At 71.8% G+C, this 20603-nt stretch carries 18 protein-coding genes and 1 pseudogene; 11 read left to right on the forward strand and 8 right to left on the reverse strand.

The window, feature by feature from the left end:
• Positions 1–39 precede the first annotated feature (39 nt).
• Both IE237_RS06775 and IE237_RS06780 read right to left on the reverse strand, forming a co-directional pair.
• A complete protein-coding gene (locus IE237_RS06775; protein WP_189800889.1) occupies positions 40–1335 on the reverse strand; it encodes an FAD-dependent oxidoreductase in 1296 nt (431 codons plus the stop codon).
• Between the two features lie 145 nt (positions 1336–1480).
• Positions 1481–1969 carry a MarR family winged helix-turn-helix transcriptional regulator gene (locus IE237_RS06780; protein WP_189800890.1) on the reverse strand — a complete coding sequence of 163 codons (489 nt, stop codon included), beginning with the start codon at positions 1967–1969 and terminating at the stop codon, positions 1481–1483.
• Between the two features lie 80 nt (positions 1970–2049).
• On the opposite strand from IE237_RS06780, the gene IE237_RS06785 reads away from it, so the two are divergent.
• On the forward strand, positions 2050–4188 hold the full coding sequence (locus IE237_RS06785; RefSeq protein ID WP_189800891.1) for an MMPL family transporter: 2139 nt from the start codon (positions 2050–2052) through the stop codon (positions 4186–4188).
• Between the two features lie 154 nt (positions 4189–4342).
• On the opposite strand, the gene IE237_RS06790 is transcribed toward IE237_RS06785, so the two are convergent.
• Positions 4343–4876, reverse strand: a complete 534-nt coding sequence (locus IE237_RS06790) for a GNAT family N-acetyltransferase (RefSeq protein WP_229842375.1) — start codon at positions 4874–4876, stop codon at positions 4343–4345.
• Positions 4877–5099: 223 nt separating this feature from the next.
• On the opposite strand from IE237_RS06790, the gene IE237_RS06795 reads away from it, so the two are divergent.
• The 4 genes from IE237_RS06795 (at position 5100) to IE237_RS06810 (ending at position 8464) form a co-directional block, all read left to right on the forward strand.
• Positions 5100–5834, forward strand: coding sequence for a D-Ala-D-Ala carboxypeptidase family metallohydrolase (locus tag IE237_RS06795; protein ID WP_189800892.1), 735 nt, complete (start codon positions 5100–5102; stop codon positions 5832–5834).
• 92 nt (positions 5835–5926) lie between these two features.
• Positions 5927–6865 (forward strand): penicillin-insensitive murein endopeptidase, encoded by a 939-nt coding sequence (locus tag IE237_RS06800; protein ID WP_229842377.1) that lies wholly within the window; start codon positions 5927–5929, stop codon positions 6863–6865.
• A gap of 294 nt (positions 6866–7159) precedes the next feature.
• A complete protein-coding gene (locus IE237_RS06805) occupies positions 7160–7516 on the forward strand; it encodes an STAS domain-containing protein (protein ID WP_189800893.1) in 357 nt (118 codons plus the stop codon).
• Positions 7517–7729: 213 nt separating this feature from the next.
• Positions 7730–8464, forward strand: a complete 735-nt coding sequence (locus IE237_RS06810; protein ID WP_189800894.1) for a dienelactone hydrolase family protein — start codon at positions 7730–7732, stop codon at positions 8462–8464.
• A 107-nt stretch (positions 8465–8571) separates the two neighbouring features.
• On the opposite strand, the gene IE237_RS06815 is transcribed toward IE237_RS06810, so the two are convergent.
• On the reverse strand, positions 8572–9222 hold the full coding sequence (locus IE237_RS06815; RefSeq protein ID WP_189800895.1) for a nitroreductase family protein: 651 nt from the start codon (positions 9220–9222) through the stop codon (positions 8572–8574).
• Positions 9223–9307: 85 nt separating this feature from the next.
• Here IE237_RS06815 and IE237_RS06820 point away from each other — a divergent pair, with 85 nt between their 5' ends.
• Both IE237_RS06820 and IE237_RS06825 read left to right on the forward strand, forming a co-directional pair.
• On the forward strand, positions 9308–9997 hold the full coding sequence (locus IE237_RS06820) for an IclR family transcriptional regulator (RefSeq protein ID WP_189800896.1): 690 nt from the start codon (positions 9308–9310) through the stop codon (positions 9995–9997).
• 165 nt (positions 9998–10162) lie between these two features.
• A complete protein-coding gene (locus IE237_RS06825) occupies positions 10163–10348 on the forward strand; it encodes a hypothetical protein (RefSeq protein WP_189800897.1) in 186 nt (61 codons plus the stop codon).
• 119 nt (positions 10349–10467) lie between these two features.
• Here the strand turns inward: IE237_RS06825 and IE237_RS06830 are convergent, their stop codons facing one another.
• On the reverse strand, positions 10468–10692 hold the full coding sequence (locus IE237_RS06830; RefSeq protein WP_189800898.1) for a DUF6458 family protein: 225 nt from the start codon (positions 10690–10692) through the stop codon (positions 10468–10470).
• A gap of 185 nt (positions 10693–10877) precedes the next feature.
• Between IE237_RS06830 and IE237_RS06835 the strand changes: the two genes are divergently transcribed.
• Positions 10878–11927: a mechanosensitive ion channel family protein gene (locus tag IE237_RS06835; protein ID WP_189800899.1), complete on the forward strand. Its 1050-nt coding sequence runs from the start codon at positions 10878–10880 to the stop codon at positions 11925–11927.
• Between the two features lie 73 nt (positions 11928–12000).
• Positions 12001–12738, forward strand: a complete 738-nt coding sequence (locus IE237_RS06840) for a VOC family protein (protein ID WP_189800900.1) — start codon at positions 12001–12003, stop codon at positions 12736–12738.
• 100 nt (positions 12739–12838) lie between these two features.
• Here the strand turns inward: IE237_RS06840 and IE237_RS06845 are convergent.
• The 3 genes and pseudogenes from IE237_RS06845 to IE237_RS06855 form a co-directional block, all read right to left on the reverse strand.
• Positions 12839–13433 (reverse strand): annotated as a pseudogene (locus IE237_RS06845) (sigma-70 family RNA polymerase sigma factor); the annotation flags it as partial.
• Between the two features lie 65 nt (positions 13434–13498).
• Positions 13499–13756 (reverse strand): hypothetical protein, encoded by a 258-nt coding sequence (locus tag IE237_RS06850; RefSeq protein WP_308433044.1) that lies wholly within the window; start codon positions 13754–13756, stop codon positions 13499–13501.
• Positions 13757–13888: 132 nt separating this feature from the next.
• Positions 13889–14467 carry a hypothetical protein gene (locus tag IE237_RS06855; RefSeq protein WP_189800901.1) on the reverse strand — a complete coding sequence of 193 codons (579 nt, stop codon included), beginning with the start codon at positions 14465–14467 and terminating at the stop codon, positions 13889–13891.
• A 293-nt stretch (positions 14468–14760) separates the two neighbouring features.
• Between IE237_RS06855 and IE237_RS06860 the strand changes: the two genes are divergently transcribed.
• Entirely contained in the window at positions 14761–15636 is an 876-nt protein-coding gene (locus IE237_RS06860; RefSeq protein ID WP_189800902.1) for a DUF4132 domain-containing protein, read from the forward strand.
• Positions 15633–20546: a DNA-binding protein gene (locus IE237_RS06865; RefSeq protein WP_189800903.1), complete on the forward strand. Its 4914-nt coding sequence runs from the start codon at positions 15633–15635 to the stop codon at positions 20544–20546. Before IE237_RS06860 ends, IE237_RS06865 begins: the two co-directional genes overlap by 4 nt.
• Positions 20547–20603 lie beyond the last annotated feature (57 nt).

The raw sequence follows: 20603 nt of genomic DNA on the forward strand, positions 1-20603 counted from the left end.
TTGTCCTCAGTGTTCACTTGGCCCGCGCCAGGAAGACGCCTACGCCGAACGCGGGGAGCGTGACGTCCGCGACGAGCCGCTTACGGGGTGACCGTGGCCGAGGTCGGCCAGGACCTCCCGGGCGGCGCGGGCACCCGAGGCGAGGGCACCTTGCAGCGAACCGGTGGCCCGGTGGTCGCCGCACACGTAGCGGCCGACGCCCACGCGAGTGGTCCGGGTCAGCGGAAGGGGAGGCGGCATGGCCGGCAGCGCGTCGGGCACCGTGACCTGATGGACCGTTTCCCAGGAGCCCGTGTCCGTCCCGTACACCTCGGCGAGAACCTCTCGGAGTCGTGCGTTCCGTTCGGGAGAGAGCTCTCCGAGCACGGAGGTCGACACCAAGGCCCGGCCGTCCCTCGCGAAGCGCGGATGCACCTCGGTCAGGACGCAGGTGTTCAGGAAGCGGCGGCGTGCGTCCACGACGAGGGTGGGCTCGGTCAGCGGGGAGCGTTCGGCTGCGTGATAGATCGTGCTCACGGTACGACCCGCGGGCACTTCCAGCCCTGGCAGGAGGCGGGCCGCTGCACGCGGGCCGGTGGCGACGACCACGGCCCGGGCGTCGGTCTCGGCGCCGTCGGCCGCCCGTACTCCCCCGTCCGTGAGGCTGTCGACCGGCGCTCCCGTCGACAGCACACCGGCTGGGAGGGCGGCCGCCAGCTGCGCGGGCACGGCTTGGATGCCGTCGGCCGGCAGGCAGAGGGTGCCACGCAGGAAGGTACGCCAGACAAGGTGGAAGAAGCGGGCCGAGGTCTCCAGGTCCTCCTCCAGGAAGACTCCGGAGAGGAAGGGCCGGAAGAAGGTCTCGACCAGATCCCGGGACACCCCCGCTTTCGCGAGGGCGGAACGGGTCGTGGTGTCGGCCCTGGCACGCACCAGGGCGGCCGGCTCCAGCATGTCCCGCGCCGACAGGGCGCCCACGGCGAGCAGATCCCTCGGCGAGGCCGTCCGGCCGGTCAGCAGGTCACGGCCGCGCCGGAGATCCCGCGTGGGGTCGGCGAATCGCCGCATCCCGCCCGGGGTCGACACGAGAACGGCAGGGGTGAACGGGCGGAGGTGCAGGCGCCGGAGGTCGAGGCGCCGCCTGACCTGCGGGTACGACGTGTTGAAGACCTGGAAGCCGCGGTCGGCCGTGAAGCCCGCGACATGATCGGTGCGCATGCGTCCACCGGGAGATCCGTCCGCCTCCAGGAGCCGGACCGCGAGTCCGGCGGTGGCGAGGTCTGCCGCGCACGCGAGGCCGGCCACACCGGCTCCGACCACGACGACGTCGCATCGTTCCCTGCCTGACACGACCACGGTGGTCCTCCTCTCCTCCGGACAGCGACAGTCCTTCTTCTGTCGTGGGACCGGAGACGGATGCGTATCGCGGCAGATCCGGCTGTGCGCGTACGAGGGGGACGGTCCGGGTGGGTACGACGGGACCGAGTGGTGGACAGGGTCCCTACGCCGGTCCCTCGTGTTCGGCGGCCAGTGCGGCGTTGAGCGTGCCCAGAAACGTGGCGATCGTCGTGAGCTCGTCCGCGCTGAACCGGCTGCGCGCTGCCTCCGTGGCGCGCGCCAGGGGGCTGAAGTACTCGCGCGCCAGGGAGCGGGCGTGCGGGTTGTAGACGAGGTGAACGACTCTGCGGTCCGCGCTGTCTCTCACGCGACTGATGTGACCTGCGCGTTCCAGGCGGTCGAGGCAGGCCGTGACGGCCCCGGAGGTGAGGCGCAGCTCTTCTCTGAGGCGGGAGGGAGTGGCGGGCCCGTCGGGGTTCTCCGCCGAATCCATGATCACGGAGAGTGCGTGGATGTCCGTCGCATGCAGCCCGTGCTGGTGTGCGAAGTCCAGGGTGCTTCGGTTCAGCTCGCGGTTGAGCGTGCGCAGCAGAACGGCGTAGGCGGGCAGGTCGCTGGCCCGGCCGTCAGCGGATGGCGAAGGTGACTGCATACCTCAAGCATAATATTGCTCAATGATTGAGATAGTTTATGTTCGAGATACCTCAGTGACCCGCCCTCGTTAGGGAGTCGATGAACAGCGCGCGCCGACCAGTCCGCTGGCTGGTCCCCCTCGTCCTCGTGGTTGTCTGGCTCGGTCTGGGTGGAGCCTTCGGCTCCTCCGCGGGCAAGCTCGGGGAGGTCTCCACCAACGACCAGGCGGCGTTTCTGCCACAGAACGCCGAGTCCACGAAGGTGATCGAACAACAGAAGGCGTTCCACCAGCAGGAGACCGTCCCTGCGATCGTCGTCTGGACCGCAGCCGACGGCGCGGACATCTCCGAGGCTCAGCAGAAGGCGGCGACTGCCGCGCTGCGGTCCCTGGCGGAGGAGGAGGGGGTCGACGGAGCACCGTCGCCGGCGTTCCGGTCGCAGGACGGAAAGGCCCTGCAGGGTGTCGTACCGCTGAGCCCCGATCTCGGCGATCGGCTCACCGACGTTCTGGACGGGATCGAGCGCGCGGCAGCCGAGGTGCCGGACACGCGGGCACAGCTCGCCGGACCCGCGGCGACCCAGGCGGATCTGAAAGACGCGTTCGCCGGAATCGACGGGCTTCTGCTCGGGGTGGCCCTCGCCGCGGTGCTCCTCATCCTGCTGCTGGTCTACCGCAGCGTCCTGCTCCCCTTCCTGATCATCATCAGCTCGGTGTTCGCACTCGGTGTCGCCGGCGCGATCGTGTACGTGCTCGCCGACAACGGCGTCGTCCGGGTCGACGGCCAGGTCCAGGGCATCCTGTCCATCCTGGTGATCGGCGCCGCCACCGACTACGCGCTCCTGCTGACGGCTCGCTTCCGCGAGGAACTCGCCACCACCGGGGACCGCGCCACGGCCGCCTGGGCGGCCACCCGGGGGTCGTGCGGAGCCATCGCCGCCAGCGCCGCGACGGTCGCGCTCGGCCTGCTGGCACTGCTTCTGAGCGATCTGACCAACAACCGGGCCCTGGGACCGGTCGGCGCGATCGGCGTCGTCTGCGCCGTGCTGACGACTCTGACGTTCCTCCCCGCGGTCCTCGCCCTCATCGGCAAGGCCGCCTTCTGGCCCGCCAAGCCGAAATCGGCCGACGTCGAAACGGGCGGTCACGGCATCTGGAGTCGGGTCGCCCACCGGGTGGACACCCGGCCCCGACAGCTGTGGATCATCACCACCGGTCTTCTGCTGGCAGGCGCGGCCTTCTTCCCCTCCCTCCAGTCGAAGGGAGTCCCCTTCGACGAGCTGTTCGTCAACGACGCCCCGTCCGTCGCCGCGCAGCAGACCCTGGGCAAGCACTTTCCCGGCGGTTCCGGCCAGCCCGCCGTGATCATCGCCGACGCCGAGAAGGTGACCGCAGCGCAGAAGGCCGCCGCAGGTACGCCAGGAGTGGCCGGCGTCAAGGTGGTCACGAGCGGCCCCGGCACACAGCCGCTGGTCGTCGACGGCCGCGTGCGCATCGACGCGACCCTGGCCGACGCCCCCGACAGCGACGCGGCCAAGCGAACCGTTCAGAACCTGCGCGACCGCGTACACGCCGCCGACCCGAGCACGCTCGTGGGTGGCTACACGGCTCAGCAGTACGACACACAGCGCACGGCGGAGCACGACAAGAACCTCATCATCCCCGTCGTCCTTGCGATCATCCTCGTCATCCTGATCGTCCTGCTCCGGTCCCTGCTCCTGCCCGTGCTGCTCGTGGCCACCGTGGTCCTGAACTATCTGGCGACTCTCGGCATCGCCGGGCTGGTGTTCGAGCACGGCTTCGGCTTCTCCGGCACGGACGCCTCCGTCCCTCTGTACGGCTTCGTCTTCCTCGTCGCCCTGGGAGTCGACTACAACATCTTCCTCATGTCCCGGGTGCGCGAGGAGACCCTGCGCCTGGGAACCCGGCAGGGGATGCTCCGCGGACTCGTCGCCACCGGTGGTGTGATCACCTCGGCGGGGGTGGTTCTGGCCGCCACGTTCGCGGCCCTCATCGTGATCCCGCTGGCCTTCCTTGCCCAGATCGCCTTCATCGTCGCCTTCGGCGTGCTGCTCGACACGATCGTGGTCCGCTCACTCCTCGTGCCCGCTCTCGTCAGGGACATCGGCCCCGCCGTCTGGTGGCCCGGCCGGCTGAGCCGAGAACCCCACCGTGAGCACTCCCCGGCCTCCGGATCCGAGGCCACGAGCGCCGAGGGGAACGACCGCATCGTCGGCTAGCGGCTCGACCGGAAACGATCACGGGGTTGGTGCCGATGAGGGCCTCCGCCACTTGGATGTGACGTCACATCCGAGTGGCGCGAGGAGGCGCGACGGCAGAGACCGGTGGGGCGGGCGACCTCTCCCGGAAGCGGCCCGACCCCCTGCCGCACGATCAGATGTCGCCCTGGACGAGCGCGTGCAGGTGCTCGTCGTGCCATCCGTCCGCATGGAGCAGCGCGCTGCGCATGGTGCCTTCGAGGGTGTATCCGGCCTTGTCCGCGACACGGCAGGACGCCGGGTTGGCCACCGAGTGACACAGCCGCAGACGGTGCAGGCCGAGGTCCTTCAGGGCCCATTCGCTGACGCGCTTCGTGGCTTCGACCACGACACCGCCCCCGCGTGCCGAGGGGAGGATCCAGTACACGATCTCGGCGCTGCCACCGCCGAGGTCGATGTCGCCCCACCCGATCAGGCCCACCGCCTCGCCTTCCGGTCGAGCGATGGCCCAGATCGCGCTCAGCTCGGCCCGCCAGCGCTCGTGCATGCGTTCAATGCGTCGGCGCGCGTCTTCCGGCGTCTCGACCAGCAGGCGGTTCCACTGGCGAACCGCGGGATCCTGGCTGCCGGCCACCAGGACGGCGGCGTCGGAAGGACGCCAGGGACGCAGCTCCAGGCCGCTCGGAAGGCTGAGCACCGGCTGGTCCATCGCGGCCATCCGCCCCGCCGGAACGACTGCTGGAATGCGTGAGCTGGAGATCATCACGGCATCGTGCCACAGCGCTCAGTCGCGAAACGGCCTCTGTCTGAGGGCCCGTTGTGCCGGAGGTCTGGTCCTGTGGCAGATGGTGACGGGGTGGACACGCACAGATCGCAGCCGTCACACTCGACTCCGCCCCTGTCGGGGAATCAGAACTCGGGACGGAGACGCGATGCTTCGGCGTACGATCCAGCTCAGCCTGTCGCTTGTCATGGTCATGATTGCTGCCGTGGGTGGCATGCTGACAACGGCCGGACCGGCCCAGGCAGACGAGTGCTACACCTGGGGCCGCACGCTCTCGCAGGGGATGTCGGGCTCCGACGTGACGGAGCTGCAGATCCGGGTGGCCGGGCACGCGGCGTACGGCGAGGTCATCGCCGTCGACGGTGACTTCGGGCCGGCCACCAAGGCCGCGGTGACCCGCTTTCAGCAGGCGTACGGGCTCCCCGCGGACGGCGTCGCGGGCTCACAGACGTTCGGCAGGATCTACGCCCTGCAGGACCCGGACTGCACCCCCGTCCACTTCACCTACGCCGAGCTGAACAAGTGCAACTCCGACTGGTCCGGCGGTGCGGTCAGCGCGGCGACGGCCAAGTCCAACGGCCTGCGCACGATGTGGAAGCTGGAGGCCATGCGGCACGCCATGGGCGACGTCCCGATCACCGTGACCAGCGGATTCCGCTCGCACTCCTGCAACAGCGCGGTGGGCGGCGCCTCGAACAGCCGGCACCTGTACGGCGACGCCGCCGACCTGGTCGGCAGTCCGTCGCTGTGCCGGCTGGCCCAGCAGGCCCGCTCCCACGGCTTCGGCGGGATCTTCGGCCCCGGCTATCCCGACCACAACGACCACACCCACGTGGACGGCCGTACCAGCCGCTCCTGGTCCGCGCCCAACTGCGGTGTCTGAAAGGCGCGTACGAGAACCGGCACAGCGCAGACCCGCCGTACCCGCTCCGGCATCCGGGGCACCCCCTTGGCCAGGAAAGCGAGGAAGGAACCTTGAGACAGCTCGTACGACTCATGGCACTGTTCGCCGCGGTGGCGGGACTGCTGATCGGGCTCGGCGTCCCCGCGCAGGCCTTCTCCCAGGCAGCGTTCCCCCTGGTGAGCACGGGCAACCGAGGCTCCGACGTCATCGCGCTGCAGCATCTGCTCGCCGCGCACGGCCGCTCCGTGACCGTCGACGGCGTCTTCGACTCGGGCACGCACAGCGCGGTGGTGGGATTCCAGCAGTCCCGGGGACTCACCACGGACGGCATCGTCGGGCCCGCCACCTGGAGCGCTCTCGCCGTCACCGTACGCCGGGGCGACAACGGGCCGGCGGTGAAAGCCGTCCAGTCACTGCTCAACGCCAAGCGAGGGGCCGGCCTCACGGTCGACGGCGCCTTCGGACCCGGCACCGACGCCGCCGTCCGTACCTTCCAGTCCCATGCGGGCCTCGGCGCGGACGGCGTCGTCGGGCCGGTCACCTGGAAGAACCTGCTGTGGCACTACGAGAGCATCGCCTTCGGCACCGGCACGATGTGCGCCCAGAGCCCGGACGGCAACCCAGGCGCGCACTGGGCGACAGGCGGTGCCGTGGGGCAGCTGGAAGCCGCCGCCGGCGCGTTCGCCGCCACGGGAAACGGGGCGCTCCCTGTCGGCGACGCGGGCTTCGAACACGGCGGGGACATCGCCGGCCATGCCAGCCACGAAGTCGGGATGGACATCGACGTGTGGCCGATCCGCACCGACTCGGCACAGTGCACCGCGGGGCGGATCACCTGGCAGTCGGGGACCTACGACCGCGCGGCCACCCGCAGGCTCGTCCAGGAGATCCGGGCGAAGGCCCCCTCCCACGTCGAGCTGATCTTCTTCAACGATCCGCAGCTGATCTCGGAAGGACTGACCACGAGCTACCCGAACCACGACAACCACCTGCACATCCGCTATCGGTAGAGGGCTGCCGCCGCTGCGGGTCGGCGGCGGTGAAGGCCCGTCAAGAGTGGTTGCGCCGGTCGCGCCGAGGAGGCACGCCCGCGAGCCTGCGACGGCGGTTGCACGGAAGGCTCTCCTCTGCCTCGTCCGGGTGGATTCTTTCGCTCGTGTTGGGGATCCGTGCTGGTCAGATGGGGTGAAAGAGAAGCGTGGCTCGTTTCTCGACACCGGGTCGCAGGCGTTGATGGGCACGTGAGTACTTCGAGCACAGCCCCGATACTGCCCGCCGCTCTCGCTGTCCCTGTCGCTCCCGTCGTGCACGACTCGGGCGCGGACAACGCGCCCGGTGTCATAGTCATCGACTCCGTCACCACGCTCGGCATCACTCTGGTCGTGTGCCTCGTCGGTGAGATCGACGGCCACAGCGTCGCCCCGCTGCGTGCGCTGTTGGCCTCGGCGGCGGCCGACGGCTACACCGGGCTCGTCGTGGACACCGCGCGGGTCACCCTCTGCGACGCGAGCCTCCTCGCCGCCCTCGGCTGGTGGTCGCGGCAGGGACGCCGCCTCACTCTCGTGAACCGTTCCGGGGGCGTTCCACGCAGCCAGTACGTGGCTTGTCCAGGGCAGTCGGCGCCACGGGCCGGCTCACTGACAGCGGCGGCCGCGTCATGACGTTCCTGCAGAGCGACGGAAGCCGCGGCGCCCGCGTCGAAACCTGTTTGCGGGCCCCGGCGGGCCACTGCTACGTTTTCGAAGGCCGTGCGAGAGAACGAGGAGGTGGTACCCGTGAACGAACTGACATGGGTGCTCTCCTCCGGGGTCACGGTCGGGCGATAGGTCGTCGTCCGGGAGCGCCGTATCTGAGCACTCCCGAAAGGCACAATCGTGCAATTCGCTTCTGAACAGCACCTCGACGACGGCGTCCTCGAGCGCGCGTTCACCCTCGGTGAGATCCCCGGCATCCTGTGGACGCCCGCATCCGCATCCGCACCGGTGCCGCTGATCCTGCTCGGCCACCCTCCCCTCGGGTTGCGCACGATGTACCCGCGACTGGTGGACCGGGCCCGGCACTGTGCGGCGGAGGGCTTCGCCGCGGCCACCATCGAGCTCCCCGGAAGCGGCGACCGGCCCCGTCGGCCGGCCGCCGAGCAGGCCCGCGCCGAACTGCGACGGGCCCTGGAGGCCGGTGAGCCGGTCAGTGACGAGCTCGTCGACGCGCTCGTCCTCCCACTCGTCGACACGGCGGTCCCGGAATGGCAGGCCGCCCTCGACGCCCTTCTGTCGCTGCCCGAGATCGGCGGCCCGGTCGGGTACTCGGGTGGAGTGATCTCCATCGGCGTCCGGCTGGCGGTCGTCGAGCCGCGCGTCTCGGCGGCCGTTCTGTTCGCCGGGAGTTTCGTGCCCCGCGCCATCGTCGAGGAAGCCCGGCAGGTCAGCATTCCTCTGCACGTCCTCCTGCAATGGGACGACGAAGGAAACGACCGGCAGGCGGCCCTGGACCTGTTCGACGCCTTCGGCTCCGAGGAGAAGACCTTGCACGCCAACATGGGCGGGCACACCGGCGTCCCACCGTTCGCCGGGGACGCCGCAGACCAGTTCTTCACCCGCCACCTGAAGTGAGGCCGGGCGGCCGAACCGACAACGGACGGTAGGAGGGCCGGGTGGGCCAGGACGCTGCTCGGCAGGTCCTGGCCCTCTTCACGGGCCGGGGCACCGCCCCGGCCCGATCACCAGTGGTCCCAGTGCAGCACCTGATCGCGCGGGATCCGGCGGGCGGGGCGGAAGTCGGTGCCGAGGGTGTAGGCGACCGGGATGAACGCGGCCTGCATGACCTCCTCGTACGGGATGCCGAGCGCCTGCGCGAACTCCCGCTCCGGTGGCAGGTTCCCGGTCGTCCATACGGTGCCCAGACCGCGCTCCCGGGCGGCCAGCATGAAGCTCCACGCGGCCGGCAGGATCGAGCCCCAGGTGCCGGCCTGGTGGGTGACGGACAGACCCTCGGTGCGTCCCTCGACGCAGGGGATGACATAGGCGGGGACCTCGTGCAGATGCCGGTACAGGTGCTCGACACCCGTGTACACCCGCTCCATCACCCCCGGCGCCACCTCGGCCCGCCGCACGTCCCTCTCGGGGAGCGGCTGATGGGCCGCCGCGATGCCCAGGCTCGCCCGCCACAGATCGGCGAGCAGCGCCCGGCGGGCCGGGTCGGTGACGATCACGAAGTGCCAGCGCTGCCGGTTGCGACCGGTCGGCGCCTGGACGGCGAGATCGACGCACTCCTCAAGGAGCGCGCGAGGCACCGGCCGCGTCAGGTCGAGCCGGTGGCGCACGGCGCGGGTGGTGGAGAGCAGGGTGTCGGAAGGGAGACCGAGGTTCATGCGTTGACCCTCGTACGGCCCGGACAGGGCTGGGAAGCCTGGGCTTCCACTGAGTGGAAGCCGGCCGGGAGACGGGGGCGGGGCCTTGGGCGAGAGTGTGGCGGGACGGCTGTTGTCGGTGCTGGACGCCTTCGAGGACGGCGGCCCGGCGGCGCTGCGGCTGACGGACATCGCGGCCCGCACGGGGCTCCCCGCGCCGACGGCCTTGCGTCTGGTCCGCGAACTGGTGACCTGGGGCGGACTGGAGCGCGGTACGGACGGCAGATACCGGCTGGGACTCCGGCTCCGCGTCCTCGGCGCCGCGGCGCCCTGTCCACGCCGGCTTCTCGACGCCGCCCTCCCCGCCCTGCGCGCGCTCAGCGCCCACACCGGTGGACACGCGGATCTGGCGGTAGTCGCCGCCCCGCCGGACGGCGGCGTGCTGTGCCTGGTCAGCGGCGAGCGGCCACCGCCGCACGCGACGGCGTACGGAAAGGTGCTGCTCACCGCCCCGCCGGAGCGGCTGACCCGGCATACCCGCCACACCGTCGTCTCCCCCGGTGTCCTCGCCGGGCAGCTCGCCCGGATCAGCGCGGCCGGGCTCGCGGTCTGCGCCGAGGAGTTCCGGCTGGGCGAAGTGACGGTGGCCGCACCCGTACGCGGCCCGGAGGGAACCCTCGCCGCACTCGGCGTGACCGTCGCCACCGGTGTCCCCCTGGACCGGGTGACGGCAGCCGTCCGAACGGCGGCCGGGCGGGTACAGCCTCCGCGACGGTCGCCATCGCCATCGCCGTGACGAACCCCGACGACCCCGTTCGGCCGACCGGTTCTCAAGAAGATGCACCGGTCTTTGACACTCGTCACCACCGTCGTGATCATGGCGAACATCGGGCTGTCCTCCGCGCCCCGTGTGAGGCCCCGGCGGACCCGTCCCTGACCACACCACCCGAGGGAGATCGTGATGAGACTCGTCTGGCTGGGCGCGCTGAGTGCTCTCGCCGTCCTGATGGCGGTTTTCACGCCGTACGTGTTCCGCACCGAATCGCGCTGGCAAGGCATCGCCTGGCTCGTCATGCTCGCCGGCACGGTCGCTCTCACCGCCGTACTCCTCCGCGCCGAGCTGCTGATCCGTCGTCAGCGCCGATGATCGAGCGGTGACGCCTCCGGCGCCTGGTCCGCGCGGCATCGGCGATCCGGAACGTGCGGTCCTCGCGGGCCGTTCGTCGTCCGGACCGGTGCCGCCCTCTCAAGCCCGGTGCCACCGTCTCAGAGCAGGTCCCGGCGGTCGTCGTCGGTGACCGTCGGGGCGACCGGGGGAACGACCGTCCGGCGGCGGCGCAGGATGCTCGTGTACACGGCGGTGCCGATGATGCCGACGGCCATGAGGATGAGCCCCACCAGGTCGAGGTCGACCCCGTCGACCTCCCAGTCGGTCGCGAAGGTGAGGATGGCTCCTACGGCGATCATGATGACGCAGACTCCCAGACCCATGTTTCCTCCCTTGTCGGATCGGACAGGGCCTCGGCTACCCCGATCCGCCCGTCTCATCCCCGCCCCGCAGACGACCGCGCTCCGGCTCCCGGTCCGCCGGCACTCCCACCACGGCGCGTGTTTGCACGGCGGACGCGCGGTGAGGCGAGAGGAACGACCCCGTTCCCTTCGTCGACTGGGGAGTCATGGAAAGCCTTGTTCGATCGGCGATCGTCCTGAGCGGCTCGGTGCTGGTGCCCCTGGCCGTCGGCCGGGCGGCGGACCTCCTCGCGCGCTACGCGGACGCACGTCACCCCGACACCCCTCTCCGGGGGTTGCTGAGGCGCTGCCGTACGCCGCTGTACGCCGTTCTGGTGTGCGCCGTGTTCCGCGCCTCGTACCGCGCGACGCACTGGCCTCCGCTCCTGGACCGCACCGTGGAACTGGACCACATCCTCCTGCTGTGCCTGATCGGCGCCGGCGCCTGGCTGACGGTTCGCGTCGTCTCGGCCGTCGCCGAGTCCGCGTACGCGCGGTACGCGGGACGTACGCGTGACGCGGCACGCCTGCGCCGCGTCCGTACACAGGTCACGCTGCTCACCCGGGTGGTGTCGGTGGCCGTGGGGGTCGTCGCCGCCGCCTTCGCGCTCGTCACGTTCCCGACGTTCCGGGGGCTCGGCACGTCTCTGCTCGCCTCCGCCGGGATCATCGGCATCGTGGCGGGCGTCGCGGCGCAGTCGACGCTCGGGAACCTTTTCGCCGGTTTCCAGATCGCCTTCGGCGACATGGTCCGCATCGGCGACACGGTCGTCGTCGACGGGGAATGGGGCACCGTGGAGGAGGTGACCCTCACCTTCCTCACGGTCCGGACCTGGGACGAACGCCGCGTCACCCTGCCCGTCTCCTACTTCACTTCACGACCCTTCGAGAACTGGTCGCGGGGCGGGAACGAGCTGACCGGAACGGTGTCCGTCCACTGCGACCACTCCACCCCCGTCGATCTGATGCGCACCCACCTGCGAGGCTTCCTCGACACCTGTCCCGGCTGGGACGGCCGGGCGTGGGACCTCGCCGTCACCGAGACCTCACCGACCGGCATCACCGTGCGCGCCCTCGTGACCGCCAAGGACCCCGACGACCTGTGGACGACGCGCTGCGCCGTACGGGAGGACCTGATCGGCTGGCTGGCACGAGAGCACCCGGGGGCCCTCCCCCGCATCGTCACCGCGCAGGCGGCCGACGCACCAACGCCCTGATGCGTCTTCGGCCGTGGCAGACCCCGGCATAATCGATCTTGTGGGAGTCTCGGCAGGCTCTAGGATCTGCGGCATGGCGACAAGACTCGTGCAGATCAACATGAAGGCCCACGACGACTCTGTGCTCGGCCGGTTCTGGGCGGAGGCACTCGGTTGGGGCGTCGACAGCGAGGGGCCCGGCGTGACCAACCTCGAACCGGTGGGATTCGTCTACCCCGACCCCGTGGCCGTCTGCATCGACATCGTCGCCCGCCCGGAACCCAAGACGGTGAAGAACCGGGTGCACCTCGATCTGGCCACCACCTCGACCGCCCATCAGGCGGAGTTGGTCGCGCGCCTGAAGGATCTCGGTGCGACGCTCGCCGACGTGGGTCAGGGCGACGTCCCCTGGACGGTCATGGCCGACCCGGAGGGCAACGAGTTCTGCGTCCTGGAGCCCCGGCCGATCTACCAGGACACCGGGCCGATCGCCGCCGTGGTGGTCGACTGCACCGACCCCCGGGAGATGGCCCGGTTCTGGGGCGAGGCGATGGACTGGACGCTGCACGAGGTCGCCGACGACCACGCGACCCTGCGCTCCTCCCAGGGCGTCGGCCCCTACCTGGAGTTCGTCCGCACCCCCGACACCAAGACGGTGTGGAACCGCGTCCACCTCGACGTCCGCCCCTACCCCGGTGACGACCTGGCGGCGGAGGAGGCCCGACTGCGTGCCCTGGGCGCCACCGATCCTGGGATCGACCAGTCCGCGATCCACTGGACGATTCTGGCCGACCCGGAAGGCAACGAGTTCTGCCTGCTCACGCCCAGCTGACCTCGGGCAACGGCTCAGGGCCGCTCAACGGAGGGTGAGTGGGGTCCGAGAGGTGACATGTGAGAGCTTGTCGCCGGCCTCTCTTACGTCCGCAACCCCGAGACAGCACGTCGAGGAGGCTCTGGGGGTTCCCGGTCTCGAGCGCGTGACGGAACGATTCCAGTGCTGCCCGGACCACGCTCGGGGGGACCGTCTCGCGAGGGCGCCGGGTGTCCACGTGCCGGCGGGCGCGGTGCGCGATCTGGCGGACGGCCACGGCCGTCTGTCGACGGCCGCGGCGATCTCGTCGTAGCCGAGGTCGAAGGCCTCGCGGAGGACGAAGACGGCGCGCTCGGTCGGCGACAGCGTCTCCAGGACGAGCATCATCGCCATCGACGCGCTCTCGGCGAGCTCCACGTCCTCGGCGACGTCGGGGGCGGTGAGCAGCGGTTCGGGCAGCCAGGAGCCGACGTACGCCTCCTTGCGCCGCTGCATGGTGCGCAGCCGGTTCAGTGCCTGTCGGGTCGTGATCCGGACCAGGTAGGCGCGCCGGTCGGCCACCTGGTCGAGATCGACCTTGACCCATCGCAGCCAGGTCTCGTGGAGCACGTCCTCGGCGTCGGCCGCGGATCCGAGCATCTCGTAGGCGACGGTGAAGAGCAGGTTGCGGGGGCGATGAACGCCTCGGTGGCGAGGCCGTCGGCGTGGTCGCTCATGTCCGGTCCTCCGGCTGTCCGAGTACGCATCCGGGTCAAGGTCCTTTGTGTCGAGGGACGTTCGGTCAAGCCGCTGCCCGCTGTGCTGCCGGCGTCTCGGGCTGCGCGGTCTCACGGGCCTGACCGGGCACCTCGACCTGCTCGGCCCGCTCCGTCTGCTTGGCCTGGAGCTGCCGCTGTCGTGCGGCGCCGCCCGAGACGCGGTGCAGGCGGTACCCGCCGGGCTTCTCCGCCTCGTCCGCCAGGTGCTTGACGACGCCCACGCACACGATCTCCCTGAGCTTCGCGCCCAGGCGACCGTCGATGTCGAACCACACGGCCACGTCGGACCGGTTGGCGAACTGGAAGATGCCGTCGCCCCGGCCCAGGCTGATGCACTGGGCGGCGAACGACTGGTTGAGGGTCTCGGGCGTCTCCTCGGCGGGACCGCCACGGTCGGTGTCGGGTCCGGCGTTTCACACGCGCCGGAGAACGGCTTCCTTGCCCCACTCCGAGCCGCCGAGGAGCAACGTGGCTCCCTTCAGCCTGAAGTCGATCTGCGCCTCGCTCCGGCACGTCTGCTGGGGATCCTCGGTGATGACCTCGTGAATGATCAGTTTCTCGGCCATGACGGCCACGAGGGTCAGTTCCCCCTTGCACGACGACACGGGCCAGTCGATCGTGCCGACCACCTGGCCTTCTCTCCCCGCCCGCAGACGCACGATGATCAGCTCCTCGTCATTGCTGGTGGAGCCGCGCCACGTCCCTGCCCAGCCTTCGGGGGTCCGGCCGCTGAGGGCCGGGGAGACGGGCGTCGCCGACGGGGAAGCACTCTCTCGGGGCGTCGTCGGTGCCTTCGGTTCGGAAGGTGGGGTGGTGCCCTCGGACGGTGAGCCGCCGCCGGTCCCGACCGCGGCCGGATCGCTGGTGCGCCGCTCGGCCGGTTTCGCCCCGTCGACCACCGGAAACAGCCACGCCAGTATCCCGACGACGATACTCAGAGCCGTGACACCCAGGCTCGCGAACACCGGCCATGGCGGCCTCGATTCAGCCACTCGCGTCTCCCCCGCTCGCTACGCACCCCTGATCGGGCCCACGGTGACCGATACCCGGATGTCCCGCCAGGGATGCTGACATCACGTCAGGCACGCGTGGGATCGACGGTCGAGCGCGGGTGTCGAACCCGCCGCGCACGAGGGCGGGTGCAAGGTCCCGGCACCAGGCTCGGTGGACCGGAGCCGTTGTCAGTGGCCCTCGTTAGTCTCCCCTCATATCGCAGCTCAGGGGCTTCGCCGCCCCTGGTTCCGGCTGCGCTGACATCTGACGGACTGGCGGAGGGGCACGGCACATGGCGTGGCTGGCAGCGGGTGAGGGGTACGAGATCACCCTCGAAGACGGGCGTGTGATCGCACGGCGCGTCGGGGGGCGGCAGTTGAAGACGCTGCCGAAGGCGTTGCGCGACAGTGCCGAGGCCGACCGGCTGCGTCAGCTCGCCGAGTGGCTGGACCGGCACGCGGCCTCGTGCGTGGCCCAGGTGGATGCCTGGATGGTGTCGTCGCTCCCGGTTCCGACCGAGCTGATCGCGCGGGTGTGGCCGGACGAGGCATGGCAGGCCGCGCTGCGGGACATGGCCGTCGTGGGCGACGACCCGGACGAGGTCGGCTTCCTGCGGGACGTCACGGCCGACGGGGAGCTCAAGGTCGTCGATCTCGACGGCGAGACCGTGCGGCTGTCGCCGCGCACGGTGACGCTTCCCCATCCTGTGCTCCTTCCGGACCTGGACGACGTACGCGACTTCGCGGCCGACCTCGGCATCACCCAGAAGGTGGAGCAGATCCACCGGGCCACCTGGACCAGGCCGGACGGGTCGCACGGGCCGGATGGCGAGCGTCCGGAGACGGCGACGGAGGTACGGGACTACGCGGGCGGCAAGTTCGCCTCGCGCTTCGGGCTCGCCGCGCGCGCCACGGGCCTCGGCTACCGGGTGTCCGGTGGCTACGCCACGTGCAAGGTGCGCGACGGGGGCCGCAGCACGGAGGCGTCGGTGTGGATCGGCGAGCCGTACTGGGACGGGGAGTCGGAGACCGGCGGGCTGAGCTGGCACGACGAGGACGGCCGCGCGGTGCGGCTGAGCGAGGTCGGGCCGGTGGCCTGGTCCGAGGGGATGCGCATGGCCGCTGCGCTGTACGCCGGCCGCACGATCGAAGAGGGTGGGGACGCGTGACCGGCACGGGCGAGAACGACAACAAGGGGCTGCTCGCGGCAGGGGCGGTGCTCCCGGCCGACGCCCGGGGAGCGGGACCTTCGGCGGTCGAGCTGACCGCACGGACCTACCGCCACGCGGTGTTCGGCGAGGACCGGGTCGTCGTGCGGCTGGCCGCGGCCGAACTCGGCGCCGCCGAGGACCTCGCCGCCGGGTTCCTCGGACTCGAGCCCCAGGGCGAGCCGGCCGTGGTCGGTCTCGGCCGGCGGCAGGAGCTCGGCTTCCCCGAGTGGGTGCTGGTGCACCACCCGGAGGACGGGCACCACGCCCTGGCCGTCGTGCCCGAGCTGGACCGGCTGGCCCGTCAGGCCAAGACCAAGCCCAAGGCCGCCCTGGACGCCTGCCACGAGCTGGCCGGGCGGCTCGCCTCGGCCGTCCCGCACTTCCTGCCCGTCTTCTACGAGCAGGCCGCGCGGGTCTTCCTCGCCGTCGAGAACACCACGTACGCCGGCCAGCTGTTCGGCCGCGCCCGCACGAGCGAGGCGCAGCACGGACTCACGGTAGACGAGGACCGTCTCGACGCCGTGTTCCTGGAGTTCGCCCTGGCCGGCGCGCTGCCGGTGAAGGTGCTGACCGGGTACGGCAAGGAGCTGTCGGCCCGGCTCGCGCCCGTGGAGGCGTACGAGCGGTTCCGGCGGCTGTGTGTGCGCCGGACCGCCGGGGGCCTGGCGCCTTCCGCCCAGGCCGCGGTGGAACTGAGGCGGCTCGCCCGCGCCGCGGACCTGTCCGGCAACGAGGCGGAGCAGGACTACCTCGCCGAACTCCTGCCGCTGCCGGCGACCCTGCGGGCCGCCACCGGGTGGTGGAAGTCGCATCGCGGCGCGCTGGTCGCGCTGGCGCGGCGCGTCGCGTCCGTACGGGGCACGCTGCTGTCGATGACCCCGCCCGGGGACAACGGGGACATGACCGAGCTGTGGCTCGGGCTCCTGGCCGAGTCGGGGGCGGACGCCGGTCTGACGGACTCGGGCCTCCCGCACGAGGAACGGTGCTCCGACGGGGCCGCGGGCTGGCTGGAGCGCTTCCACGCCGCCCGGCACCGCGGTTGGGGTCCGCGCCCCACGCCGTCCGCCCTGCTGGAGCTCGTGGAGCGGGCGGCCGGCCGGCTGCGCGCCGATCTGGCGGAGCGGCCCGAGGGCGGGCGGTTCCTGCGGATCGGTGTCGAGGACGTGAACCTGCTGGACCTCCTGCTCTCGCTGGAGATCGCGGTCGCGGACCCCGAGGAGAAGCCCGCTCGCCACCGGCGCGGCGACGCCCTGAACCTGTCGGACTGGGCGCGCGGCGAGGAGCGGCGGGACCTGGTCGCGCTGGCGGCCGACCTCCGCTTCCGGCCCGCGTTCCGGCGCGGGGCGGACAGCTACAACAGCGCGTCGGCCGGCGCGGACGTGATGCGGCGGCTCGCCGCCTCGCCCGGCGGCCGGCCGATGCTCGCCGACTGGATGCGTGACGTGGCCGGTGCGTCGGTGGCGGCCGGGCTCCCCGGGCTGCCGGGTGCGATCGACCGGCTGTCGTGGCTGCCCTCCGAGGCTCTCGCGCTCGCGCCTCAGGAGGTCGCGGCCGCGGCCGGCGCCGATCTCGGCGAGACCGTGGCACGGACCCTGCGCGGCGGCCTGTGGGAGGAGCTGCGCTGGCCGGCGTGGGAGGAGGCGGTGACGGAGCTGGCACCCGCACGCCACACCACGGAGGGCCTGACCGTCTCCGAGGCCTGGCCGTATCTGATCGTGGCCAACGCGGCGCAGGTGCGCGTCATCGACGCCGACTCCACCGTTCTCGTGCACGATCTCCGGGTGCCCCCCAACTCCGCGCGGCGGATGGGCTTCCACTACGTGGACGGCGCGCTGCTGGTGTTCTGGAGCGCGTACGGGCACGGCGAGCCGCAGGGCTACTGGCACACCGCGCCCGACACCGTCTTCGACATCGTCGGTGCCGACCACTGGACCATGCGTTCGGATCACCCCAGCCTGCAGCTGCCCGGCGGCGGGCGTACCACCGGCGGCGGCGTCCTGCACAGCGGCGACACCAAGCTGCCCGGGGAGCGCGCCCTGGTGTCCGACGGCACGTCGTACTGGGTGTGGCAGAACCGTGACGGGGAGGACGAGGGCGGCTGGCTCGAGTACGACCCGGTAGGGGGTGCCTATGGTCGGCGCTCGCAGCCCGGCTTCCTCGCGGACGCGCTGCGCCGCCACGCCCCCGGGGCGGCGTTGTCCGCCGGGGTGTCCTGGCTGCGGCCCGCCCCTGCGGTGGAGGGTTCGGCGCAGGGGACGTCCGCGGACGGACTGCTCGGCTGGCGTGTCGTACGGCTGCCCGACGGCGGCCACCACGGCGAGGACACCACCGGACGGACGGTCAGTCTCCCGAAGGGCTCGGACCAGCCGGTCGGCGCGCTGGTGTTCCCCGGGGACGACCGGCCGCGGGCACTGACCAGGCAGTGGCGTGAGCTGTCGCTGAGCGACCCGGAGGGTGTGGTGACGACCACGGCCCGGTGCGATCACCGCAACGAGCTGTACGGGACCGCGGGGCAGGCCCTTCCGCCGCTGCCGTACCTGTACATGCTGCGCGCGCGTGATCCGCAGGGGTCGGCGGCGCTGCGGGCAGCCGACGCGGAGTCGGCCGGCGTCCTGCTGAAGGCGGCCGTGCTGGCGGAGCGGGCGGCGGATCTGCCCGAGCTGGTGAGCGCCGCCCTGCCGCAGGTCTCGGCGCCCGAACTGATCGCCGGCGTGGTGAAGGTGCTGCGCTTCGCCGTGCACCAGCAGAGGGCGCTCGACGCCGTGGCGGCGCGGCTCGACCCGACCGCCGAGCAGGCGGAGCTTCGCGTCCAGGGGCCGAGCGACCAGCTCATCGGCAAGGCGCTGCACGGCATCGTCGGCGCCGGCTACTACCGCTACGGCGCGGACAGCGACGTGACCCACCGATACCTGGAGGAGCTGGCGGCCGTACGGGCGGACACCGCGGCCGTCGCGCTGCCGGGCCGCCTGCACTTCGACCTGCCGCCCCTGCCCTACACCGGGCTGCCGTTCGCGTCGCTGCTGGACGACCCTGCGGCGATCGCCTACCGGGCGGTCGCGCCCGGCAGCGACCCGGCGCACCGGGAGGCCCTGTTCGGTGTCCTCGACCGGATCGACGCCCTGGGCCTGGCATCGACGGCGGCCTCGGCCGGTCACTGGCGCCGGGTCCTGGTCCACCTGGCGACACCTCATCTGCACACGCCGGACGGACAGGAGCGGAACGCCTCGCACCGCAGTGTGCTGCCGCTGGGCGGCGGGGCGGCGCTCGGCATCACCGAGCACAACACGAGTGTCGACGACGGGCGGGAGTTCGGCGCGCTCCTGCACGATCCGAGCGGCCGGTTCGAGGTGCCCGGTCCCTACACGGTGCGCGGTGACGGACCGGTGGGCGACCGGGTGCGGGCGGCCGACTGGCTGACTCTGTTCCTGCGGGAGGCGCGCTCCCGTGCGGAGGCACCCTTCCGGCCGGAGGCCGCGGACGAGTTCAGCCGACTGACCGGTGCCTCCGGGGCACTGGCGCGGGTCGTTCTCGCGGGCATGCCCGACGTGGACAGCTGGGAGAACAACTTCCTGCCGACCGAGCTGCGCAAGACCCTCGGCCTGAAGGTGGCCGAGGCGGGACACGCCCGCGACGAGCTGCGCGCGCTCACGGTCGAGGTGCGCCGGGCGGTGCTCGCGGCCCTCCTGCCCGACGATCCGGCACGGCTGTGGACCGAGGGCCCGGACGTGGCATCCGCGGCGGCCGTGTGGAACGCGAAGGTGGGACGGCGCCGGCAGGTGCCCGACTGGCTCGCGGCGGAGGCCGCGCGTGGCGCGCGCGGCGGCTGGCCCGTCCACCGGGCGCTTCCGGCCCTGCTGGACCCGGCGTCGTCGCCGGAGCTCGGCGTCGACGTGGCCTGGCGCATCGAGGGCGACCGTCCGGCGACGGTGGCCCCCGCCGAGGCGCCGTTCACCTCGGCGGTGCTGGCCGGCTCGATGAGCCTGTCGGCGTGGCTGGCCCACCGGCTGCCCGCCGGCGATCCGGTGCGGGCGGCGCTGCCGAGTGCCCTGACCGCGGTACGGCAGCGGCTGGCGGCGCCCGAACTGCTGCTCTCCGTGGGGCACTACACGAGCCTCGCGGACTTCCGGAAGGTGGCCGGCGCTCCGACGGAGACGGCCCCGGACCACGAGCGGTACGGTGCGGTGCTCATGGCCACGCAGGACGGCCAGCCGCAGCCCGCCGTCAGGTCCGCCCTGCTGGACTCCACCGGATCCGACCCGTACCTGGTGGCGCTGCGCGGCGCGGATCAGCAACCGACCGCGGTCGAGACGGCACTGCGGCGCGTGCACGACCCGGCGTTCGCACGGCTGCTGGCCGACCCCGGCGCACCCGTGGCAGGAGAGACGGACGACGAGGGCATGTGGTGGCCGCAGGATCCGTCGCGTTCGGTACCCGAGCTGGTGACCGAGGTCGCCGGAACCCACGGCCTGGGCGCCGACGCCGCGACGCTGTACCTGATGCTGCTGGCCATGCCCGACCCGACGGACCGCACCACGGCGCGGTGGACGGGGTGGAAGCCGGCCCGTCTCAAGGCGGCGCGGGCCGAACTGGCGGAGACCGAGCTGGTGGTGTCGGCCGTACGGGCCCGGGCGGGACGCTCCCTGTTCCTCCCGGGTGCCTGGGCCGAGCAGTCCTCGCCGCTCCTGCCCGTCGAGCAGTGGAAGCTGCCGATGTACGGAGTGGTCACGGGCAACCGGCCGGCCCTCGGAGCCCTGGTGCCGACCGAACCGGCCGCGGAGCTGTTCGCCCGGGCGTGGCAGCGGATCCTCGACGGCGACGTCCCGCGGTTCGAGGAGCTGAAGGTCCGGCGTACGAGACGACGCCGGTGAGGCGCCGCCGCTGAGCCGCCCGATGAGGTGCCGCCGGTGAGCAACGGCCGCGGCGGC

It is taken from the genome of Streptomyces tanashiensis, from assembly GCF_014648895.1.
In the GTDB taxonomy this organism is placed as follows: domain Bacteria; phylum Actinomycetota; class Actinomycetes; order Streptomycetales; family Streptomycetaceae; genus Streptomyces; species Streptomyces tanashiensis.